This window comes from Verrucomicrobiota bacterium (genome assembly GCA_016871535.1).
Taxonomy (GTDB): Bacteria; Verrucomicrobiota; Verrucomicrobiia; order Limisphaerales; family SIBE01; genus VHCZ01.
Genome location: VHCZ01000268.1, coordinates 1 through 8,359 on the forward strand (window position 1 = coordinate 1; position 8,359 = coordinate 8,359).

The 8,359-nt window shown below is 60.3% G+C and carries 9 protein-coding genes; 5 read left to right on the forward strand and 4 right to left on the reverse strand.

Going from position 1 to position 8,359, the window contains the following annotated elements:
* Positions 1–329: 329 nt before the first annotated feature.
* From FJ398_23305 to FJ398_23315, 3 genes are all read right to left on the reverse strand, one after another.
* Positions 330–965, reverse strand: a complete 636-nt coding sequence (locus tag FJ398_23305; GenBank protein ID MBM3840829.1) for a hypothetical protein — start codon at positions 963–965, stop codon at positions 330–332.
* Between the two features lie 43 nt (positions 966–1,008).
* Positions 1,009–1,452 carry an SEL1-like repeat protein gene (locus FJ398_23310; GenBank protein ID MBM3840830.1) on the reverse strand — a complete coding sequence of 148 codons (444 nt, stop codon included), beginning with the start codon at positions 1,450–1,452 and terminating at the stop codon, positions 1,009–1,011.
* A 369-nt stretch (positions 1,453–1,821) separates the two neighbouring features.
* On the reverse strand, positions 1,822–2,646 hold the full coding sequence (locus FJ398_23315; GenBank protein ID MBM3840831.1) for a class I SAM-dependent methyltransferase: 825 nt from the start codon (positions 2,644–2,646) through the stop codon (positions 1,822–1,824).
* 386 nt (positions 2,647–3,032) lie between these two features.
* Between FJ398_23315 and FJ398_23320 the strand changes: the two genes are divergently transcribed.
* Entirely contained in the window at positions 3,033–3,335 is a 303-nt protein-coding gene (locus tag FJ398_23320) for a hypothetical protein (GenBank protein MBM3840832.1), read from the forward strand.
* A 218-nt stretch (positions 3,336–3,553) separates the two neighbouring features.
* Here FJ398_23320 and FJ398_23325 read toward each other — a convergent pair whose 3' ends face one another.
* Positions 3,554–4,810, reverse strand: coding sequence for a Glu/Leu/Phe/Val dehydrogenase (locus tag FJ398_23325; protein MBM3840833.1), 1,257 nt, complete (start codon positions 4,808–4,810; stop codon positions 3,554–3,556).
* Positions 4,811–4,915: 105 nt separating this feature from the next.
* On the opposite strand from FJ398_23325, the gene FJ398_23330 reads away from it, so the two are divergent.
* The 4 genes from FJ398_23330 to FJ398_23345 all read left to right on the forward strand — a co-directional run.
* The gene (locus tag FJ398_23330; GenBank protein MBM3840834.1) at positions 4,916–5,149 is read left to right on the forward strand and encodes a type II toxin-antitoxin system ParD family antitoxin; all 234 of its coding nucleotides are present in this window, start codon (positions 4,916–4,918) and stop codon (positions 5,147–5,149) included.
* Positions 5,146–5,472, forward strand: coding sequence for a type II toxin-antitoxin system PemK/MazF family toxin (locus FJ398_23335; protein ID MBM3840835.1), 327 nt, complete (start codon positions 5,146–5,148; stop codon positions 5,470–5,472). Before FJ398_23330 ends, FJ398_23335 begins: the two co-directional genes overlap by 4 nt.
* Positions 5,473–5,498: 26 nt before the next feature.
* Positions 5,499–6,851: a hypothetical protein gene (locus FJ398_23340; GenBank protein MBM3840836.1), complete on the forward strand. Its 1,353-nt coding sequence runs from the start codon at positions 5,499–5,501 to the stop codon at positions 6,849–6,851.
* Between the two features lie 278 nt (positions 6,852–7,129).
* On the forward strand, positions 7,130–8,359 hold a 1,230-nt coding region (locus FJ398_23345; GenBank protein ID MBM3840837.1), incomplete at its 3' end, for an IS110 family transposase.

Consider the following 8,359-nt stretch of genomic DNA (forward strand, 5'->3'; position numbering starts at 1 on the left):
CCCTCCGCGACAGGCTTCGCACAGCGCTCGCAGGCTCGCCCATCCGCGCCGACCGAATCGAGTTCACTTTGTTCGCCTCGACAGACGAACGGCGTTACGGACTGGCCGTTCTCGTTCCATTGCTCTCCACCCCGTGTTTCCACGACGCAGTTATGGTTCAATACCGCACGATTCTTCACCGCACAGAAGCGGACTTTCACCGCTTCGACCAATCGCCATCTCAGGCGCACGAGCGCGGGCAGCCTGTCCGCGAGTTCCTGACGATGGCTCGAAGCGCGAGGACAAGTTGTCCGCGCTCCTTTGGCTACCCTTCGATCCGCGAAGATCGCCTACTGCGGCGCCGGCGCCGTTGGCGGCGGCTTCGGCGCGTGCCGGACGGAGTAATTCGTAATGCCGAGTTCGATCAATTGCTGATAGTTCGTCAGGACGAACCCTTGCTGCTCCAGCAATCCTTTGATGTTGAGGGGCTCTTTTCGCTGCAGCTTCGACCAGTCGATATCGGGAAGGATTTTCGTCAGGAACTTCGGATCGACGTAGAGTTCATCGCCTTCCTGCGGAATGTTTGGGTCGTTGACATTGGTCGCCCCGCCGGATTGGAGCGCGCCGCGGGCCTGGGCCAATGCGGCGGCGGCTTGCTGGGCTTGTTGCGCCTGAAGCGCGGCCTGCTGGCTTTGACGCCGCGCTTTGCTCAGTTCGGCGATTTCATTTTTGATGCGGTCGTTGTCCTTGCGCAGCTTTTCGATTTCGTCGGCCTGGCCGCGCAGTTGGGGAAGCTCGGCATTCTCCTTCCGCAGCCTCGGGAGTTCCTTGTTTTCGGTGCGAAAGCGTTGAACTTCTTTGTTTTCATCACGCAGTTTCGCCAGTTCCTGGGATTGCTGCGCGCGCTGTTGCGAAACGTTTCCGTCACTGCACCCCCCCAGCCAGAGCGCAGACCCGAAGGACAAGACCAGGCTCGCTCGTTTCATTCGCTCAAAATTAGTGTTTCGAAATGCTTTCATATCGTTGGACTCAATCCGACTTCCTCTCGAGTTCCGCCAGTTTTTTGGACGCCAGGCTGTGGCCATTCTTCGCTGCTGCCGCAAGCCATTTCCTGGCCAGCTTCAGATCTTTATCCACGCCGTCCCCTTTCTGATAGCGAACCCCCAGGTCATATTGCGCGTGGGCGGCGCCGGCTTGCGCGCGCTGCTTTTGAAAAGCGAGTGTGTTGCGCGCCACTTCTTCCTTTGACGCGACCGGCGGCCCGGAAGGCGCGGCCGCGGACGGGACGGACCAAACCGGCTGCGGAACCGCCGGCGGCGCAGGTGCGCCGCCTGGTGCGAACGGCGCCTGGAAAAAGATTCCCGGCGCCGGAGACATCAGCGTCGGCCTCGTGACCGCGCGAATGCCCTGCGCGGCGCAAGGCAAAACCAGCGCGCTCCCAAGCAAGAAACTCATTGCACAATACGATCTCATGGCTCTACCGATTCGGCCCTTTGGGCCATGCCGGGTTTGCAGTCTAGGCACATTTCGACGCGGATCAAATGGAAAGAAAGCCACGCGCCGCTCGCCGGTATGCCCTCAGTTGAGGTGGGGCGAGGCTGGGCGAGGCTCCCGCCGAGCCAATGCCATCGAAGAAAGGCTCCGCAGGAGCGTCGCCCCACCGTCGTTAACTGTGCAGACCGTGGGATTGACGACAGATCGACCGGAGAACCGTAGCGCAGATTTTCAATCTGCTGTATCGCCGATTTCCAATCGGCAGGGCGCCGGCAAGTCGCGGCGTGCTCGGACTGGGAGACGCCCCGCAGAATACAATTCTGCGATACGGCAGAGTGCAACTCTGCGCTACGAGCTTTGTCGTCCATCCCGCGGACCAAGCAGTATCTTCCGTATGGCAGATTCCGACGCGGCCTCGCTCCTCCTCCGCGCCTTGATTTTGATATAGGGCGGCACGTAGCAACTGCGATGGCCGAAAGTGCCGGGCTCCGCTTTCGGGTCCGCATGCCGCGGCTCCGCGACGTCCTCGATCACAAATCCGTTCCGGCACAATCCACCAAGCAATTGCTCCCAACGATGCAGGAATTCCAGCGTGCCCGACTCGCGGTTCGCCGTGCCCGCCGGGACCGGCGGCAGCGGCCCGGTCCGATGATACGGTTCGTTCAACACATAACCCCGCGCCGACGGGAAAGCATCGGCCTGAAGATTCACCGGTTGCTTGTGCTGGCTGATGTAAAGTCCGCCGGAGACCGCGACGCGCGCCACTTGTTGATAAACGCGTTCGACATCCGGCACGTAACAGGTGCTCACGGGTTGAACCACCAGATCGAAACTCGCTTCACCAAACATCGACAAGTCGTCCATCGAAGCTTCGACCGTTTCGATTTTCAGTTTCCGCTCTGCCGCGACCTGGCGATCCAGTTCGAGCATGTTCGGGCTGAGATCGACCACCGTGACAATCGCGCCCGCCGCCGCGTAAAGCGGTCCTTGTTTGCCGCCGCCCGCCGCCAGGCAAAGCACGCGCCGGCCCGACACGTCACCCAACCAGCCGCATTGATCGATGACCGCCAGGGGATTCTTGAACTGCGGTTCGGTCGCCGTCGCCGTGTACGATTCCTGCCGTCGCACGCGCTCATCCCAGGCGCGGCGGTTATGGTCGTGGACGCGGCTCATGACGGCGCCAGCTCGAATCGAAGACCTCTCTCCTCATACTCCAGCAAGACTTTGTTTGAAACCGCGATTTCCAGAGTGCCGCGCAGCAAGCGTCCCGGATTTTTCGGAATGGCTGGTTTCGGCCAAAAGCTTGAAGCAAAACGTTTGTGTCCACGCAAACCGCATCAAGAATACGAATGAGCCGCGCGGACTTCGGCGATCACTTCCACAATGCGTTCATTCGAAAGGCGTTTCAGCATGGCTTAACAGTAGCGATGAAATCTTCGGCTGACAAGCCGTCCAGGCCTTGAGCGTCCAGGTTTCATCTCGCCAACAGCCGTTCTTCTAATCCGCCCCCATCCGTGTTCTCCGCGGTGAAATCGCAAGCCGCCTAAAACTAAAACTCTATGAAAACCCAATTCGACTTTTCCTCCAATTCTAAGGGTCTGTGCGAAAAGGCTGCGTCCCCGCGCAGCCGTTCTTCTGTTGATGCGGCAGCGCAGCAGCACCGCCCTGCCAGTGCTGGGTTCAAGGGCCGCGCGCACGGTTCCGAGGCCGTGGAAGCTTCCCCTGAACCGCCTCTCCGGACCGTGGCCTTTGGGCCGCTTCGACGCCGGACTCCAGAGCGGGGCCGGAAGCAGCCTGAAGGCTGCGGTCCGGACGGTCTTCGATTCATGGTTCCCATGCGCTATCCGCCGGTCATACTGTAACGGTGAAACGGAGCTGCACAAGGCCTGTAGGAGAGGATCCAGGGCCGTCGCCAACGTGTTGATTGCTGCGAAGGCGGATCTCAACGCAACAGAGGCTGAGACCGAAGGAGGCTCCCGCGTCTCGCTCTCGGGAAGCCAAGATTCTTGAACCGCGGATTTCACGGATTGCGCGGATAAGAACCAGATTCCCAATCCGCCTCTCAATGACTTTCCCAAGTTCAAGGAAACAACCCGCGAGATCGTTTCGCCTCTTGCACGCGTTTCACCCCCAGGCTCAAGGCCGCCAGGCGCATAGAGATTTTTCGTTTCCGGCTCAGGCTCAGCGTTTGGACAAAGGCGCCTTCCAGAATGCGGAAGAGTTTATCCATGACCTCCGTCTCCGTCCAAAAGAAGCTCTGCAAATCCTGGACCCACTCGAAGTACGAGACCACCACGCCACCCGCGTTGCACAGGATATCGGGAATCACGAAAATCTCCGGCCGTTGATCCAGAATGGCGTCCGCTTCGGGAGTCGTCGGGCCGTTGGCGGCTTCCGCCAGAACGCGGCAGCGGATTTGGGCGGCGTTTGCTTCGGTGATCTGGCGTTCCAGCGCCGCCGGCACCAGAATTTCGCACGGCGTGGTTAGCAATTGTTCGTTGGTGATCGGCTCGGCTTCGCTGAAGCCGGCGACGGTTTTGTGCTGCGCGACGTGCTTTTCCAGACTCCAGAGATCGATGCCCTTGCGGTTGAGCAGCCCGCCATTCACATCGCTGACGGCAATGATCTTCACGCCATATTTCGCCAGAGAAAACGCGGCCACGGAACCCACATTGCCGAAGCCCTGCACCGCCGCGGTGGCCTGAGCGGAGTTCAGCCCGATCGTATCCATGGCGCGATTGATCAGGTAGCCGACGCCGCGCCCGGTCGCCTCGCGCCGCCCCAGCGAACCGCCCAGGCCCACGGGTTTTCCCGTGACAATGCTGGGCACGGTGTAGCCCATGTGGACCGAATAGGAATCCATCATCCAGGCCATGGTTTGTTCGTTGGTGCCGACGTCCGGCGCCATGATATCGATTTGTGGTCCGATGAAGGGGATCATTTCCTGCGTGTAGCGCCGCGTGAGCCGTTCGAGTTCTGTGGAAGACAACGCTCGCGGATCGCACGCGATGCCGCCTTTGGCGCCGCCGTAAGGAAGCCCCGTCAATGCGCATTTCCAGCTCATCCACATCGCCAGCGCGGCGACTTCCCCCAGCGTCACGTCCGGGTGATAGCGCAAGCCGCCTTTCGTGGGACCGAGCGCCAGATGATGTTGCACGCGGTAGCCGGAGAACACTTCCATCGACCCGTCGTCCCGTTGAATGGGCAGCACGACCGTGAGCGAGCGTTTCGGGAACTTGATCCAGGCTCGATCCAATTCAGGAATCTGCAAATGCCCGGCCACGGCGTCGAATTGCCGGCAGGCCATGCGGAAACTGGGATGGTCGTAGATTTGCACGGCGGGAGGGTAATCGAGCGCAGCGGTGATGGGAACCCGATTTCAACCCGTGACCGAAAATCGAGTCGATTGACAATAGATAGCATCTATTCCAGTCTGAGGATTATGAACATCGCATTGACCAAACACTTTGAGACGCTGATTCAAGAGCTTGTGGCCAGCGGGCGCTACAACAATGCCAGCGAGGTCGTGCGCGCCGGTCTGCGCGTCCTGGAGGCGCAAGAGCAGTCCGCGGCGGTTTTTCCTCCAGGGAGTCTCCGCCATCTCTATACTCGCGCCAACCACCGGGCTGAACGCCGCACCGCCCGCGCTTCCACCTTAAAAGTTGAAACAGAATGAAACAGTGGGAGATCTGGACGTGCGATTTCGCTGAGGCCGGCCCGCACCCGGCTGTGATCGTCAGCCACCCAGACCGCGTTGGCCGCGCGCCTCTTGTCAATGTGCTGATAGGTTCGAGCCAGCGCGCGAGCCGACCGCCGAGAGAAAACGAGATTCTGTTGAACGGCGCAGACGGTCTCGATTGGGAGACACTGGTGAAGTGCGACCTGATGTATTTGGTGGAAAAGGAGCGGTTGTATCGCCGGCGCGGCAGCGTCGAATTGACTCGGCGTCGTGCCTTGGTCCAGCGCATCAATGCCTGTTTCGGTTTCACGTTGGTTTGAATGGTCTTCAAATACTGTGGGCCGTCATGCTTGCCCTCATCAGCGACCTCCACCTTTGCGACGCGACCGCGTCGGACAACGTCAATCCCGACGCCTTCGAGAAGATTCTCCTGACGGCCCTCCTCGGCAATGCCCTGCCGCGCGGCGCGAAGGAAATTCGTCTCGTGCTGCTGGGCGACATTTACGATCTGGTGCGCACCAGCCAATGGTTCAAGGACCAGCACACCGGCAAGAGCATCCCGCCGAATGAGCGTCCCTGGAATGGCAAGATTGATCCGGCCACGGGGATGAATCGCAACGTGAAGAAGATCGAAGCGCATTTCCGCCGCATCCTGAAAGATACGCTGGAGGCCACTCCGCATCTGGTGCGCCTGGCGAACAAGGCGGCGCAGGCGACCCGGCTGCCCACGACGGTTCATTACGTGATCGGCAACCACGACCGCGCGTTGCACAATTTTCCTTCGCTGCAGAAGATGATTCAAGATGCTTTCGCGCCAGTCGCTGTGGAATTCTCACGGAGCGTTCACTGGCCGGAATACGGCACGCACGCGCGCCACGGTCATGAATGGGACGAAAACTGCGTCGCAACACTTCTGCTCCGCGAAGTCCTGCGACGCGATCGGCGTTGGGATCCGCTCGATCCGGAGATCGGGCCGCACATCGATCGCGTCATGGCCATCGGCGAGGTCGTCACGGCGGAGTTGATGGCCGGGTTGACTTTTCATCTGGCCGAATCCGGCCGGCCCGATCTGGCGAAGGACATCAAGGACGTCAATGATCTGCGCCCGATTATCGACGTGTTTCTCTGGCTCGAATGGATGTTCCGCAAGTTCGGCCAGCCGGAGAAAGACGCGCTGACGCATGCGCTCATCCAGTCGATCTCCGGCGTGGTCGATTCCGAGTTCGGCAAGCTGTGGGACGAAGTCCAAGCGGACTGGCTCGTGAGCGGCGATCTGGTGGATCGGCTGCAGTTGGCCCGCGCGCAACTGGAGGATGGCGGCTACGACCGGCTGCGGGACTTTGCGGAGAAGGTCGTGCCCATCGCGGACTTTCTTACGCCAGATCGCGATCCGTTGTTTGAGGGCGCTCGGAGGGAATTTGATACGCGCCTCGCCCCGGAAATCCAATATCTCTTTTACGGCCACACGCACGAGGCGCGGCACGATTTCTTTTCCAATCCCGCCGGCCGCACCGCCCGGCTCTACGTCAACACGGGAACGTTTCAGCCTTTGATCCAGCGGACTGCGGATGGCAAGATCTTCTGCAAAGCGCACCGGATGACGATGGCGTTCGTGTATCGGAAGGACGAAACGCCGAAGGGCGCGTCACGAAACGGACCCGCGCTCGATCTGTGGAGCGGAATCAAGCGGGCGGACTGATTAGGGGTCTGCCTTTGCTTTGTGAACGACTTCTCCTGAACACGCCGGTAGGGCGAGCCTGTCCCCAGCGAGCCGATCCGGACGTGTTCCACGCACCGTCGAGCGGCTCGCCGGGACGGACTCCCCCTACCAGAGATCGGTTCATGGGCCGAGTGCATGGTTCTGAAACCAAGGAAGCTTCCCCTGAACTGATAAACATTAAGGGCGATTGAGACGAAGGTCTGCCCACGGTAAAAACGTTGTGGTCCGTTAGTCAGTGAACCAACAACGAAAGAACTATGAGAAGACCTGAAGACAAATATATCGCAGGAATCGACCTACACGGCAACAACCTTGTGATCGGCATTATCAATCAGCACGGCGAGCGCATCGCGCATCGGAAACTGGAGTGCGAGTTGGAAGGGGTGATGGACTTTCTCAAGCCCTTCAAGCCACAGCTCCAGTCGATGGCGGTGGAATCGACGTTCAATTGGTATTGGCTGGTGGACGGCTTGCGCGCGGAGGGCTACAGGATCGACCTGGCCAATCCGGCCCAGATCCAACAATACAGCGGCATCAAGCACGCCGACGACAAGCACGACGCCTTTCACCTGGCCGAACTGCAACGCTTGAAAATCCTGCCCAAGGCGCATGTGTATGATCCGGTGCTGCGACCGGTGCGAGATCTGTTGCGGCGGCGCACCAGCCTGGTGCATCAGCGCACGGCCTTGTACCTGAGAGCGTGTCCGAAAATTCCGCGGGGTCTTGTTTTCGCGCCAAAGGCCGGATGGCGAGGCGCGACGAAGGAGAATATCCTCCCTGGATCTTCGACTGAGGAGCAACGAAGCCAGGCGGCCTTTGGCGCGAAAACCCTCCGGGCGGCGGGTCTTTTGTCCGTGGCCTGCGTTGGCTCGGTCCTTACAGCCCGCGTTGGGGATGCTCGGACCTCGCCGCCTTGGCCACAGCCAAAATCCCTCGCCGCAGGACCCCGCGCAATTTTCGGACACGCTCTGAGCTTTAAGAGCCTTTATGCGGGCACGCACGGCTCCGCGCTGCCGCTGAAGGAGCTCAAGGCTCTGGAGCCCAAGAAGGGCAAAGGACTCTACGAACATCCGGCCAATCAATTGATCGCCACGGTGCAGTTGGAGCCCATCCAAGCGCTGAATCGGAGCCTGGGGCGCATGGAGAAGGCGGTGCTGGGCTGCGCGCGGGAGATTCCGCTCTACGAGAAGCTGCTGACCCTTCCCGGGGTTGGGAGAATCCTGGGCATGACGATCACGATGGAAGTGGGCGAGATCGGGCGGTTCAAGACCGACGGAGATTTCGCCAGCGACTGCCGGGCGGTGGACTCCCGGCGGCTGAGCAAGGGCAAACAGAAGGGAGAGAACCATTCGAAGTGCGGCAACAAGTATCTGAGTTGGGCGTTTGTGGAGGCGGCCAATTTCGCCAAGCGTTCGGACGAGAACTGTCGGCGCTGGTATGACCGCAAAAGGGCCAAGACCAGCAACGGGATTGCGACTAAGTGGTCC

What these genes read in the sequence shown, in the direction of transcription:
- FJ398_23310 (MBM3840830.1), bottom strand. Translation starts at nt 1,452, where the DNA reads ATGAGATCGTATTGTGCAATGAGTTTCTTGCTTGGGAGCGCGCTGGTT.
- FJ398_23335 (MBM3840835.1), top strand. Translation starts at nt 5,146, where the DNA reads ATGAAACAGTGGGAGATCTGGACGTGCGATTTCGCTGAGGCCGGCCCG.
- FJ398_23305 (MBM3840829.1), bottom strand. Translation starts at nt 965, where the DNA reads ATGAAACGAGCGAGCCTGGTCTTGTCCTTCGGGTCTGCGCTCTGGCTG.
- FJ398_23330 (MBM3840834.1), top strand. Translation starts at nt 4,916, where the DNA reads ATGAACATCGCATTGACCAAACACTTTGAGACGCTGATTCAAGAGCTT.
- FJ398_23340 (MBM3840836.1), top strand. Translation starts at nt 5,499, where the DNA reads ATGCTTGCCCTCATCAGCGACCTCCACCTTTGCGACGCGACCGCGTCG.
- FJ398_23320 (MBM3840832.1), top strand. Translation starts at nt 3,033, where the DNA reads ATGAAAACCCAATTCGACTTTTCCTCCAATTCTAAGGGTCTGTGCGAA.
- FJ398_23315 (MBM3840831.1), bottom strand. Translation starts at nt 2,646, where the DNA reads ATGAGCCGCGTCCACGACCATAACCGCCGCGCCTGGGATGAGCGCGTG.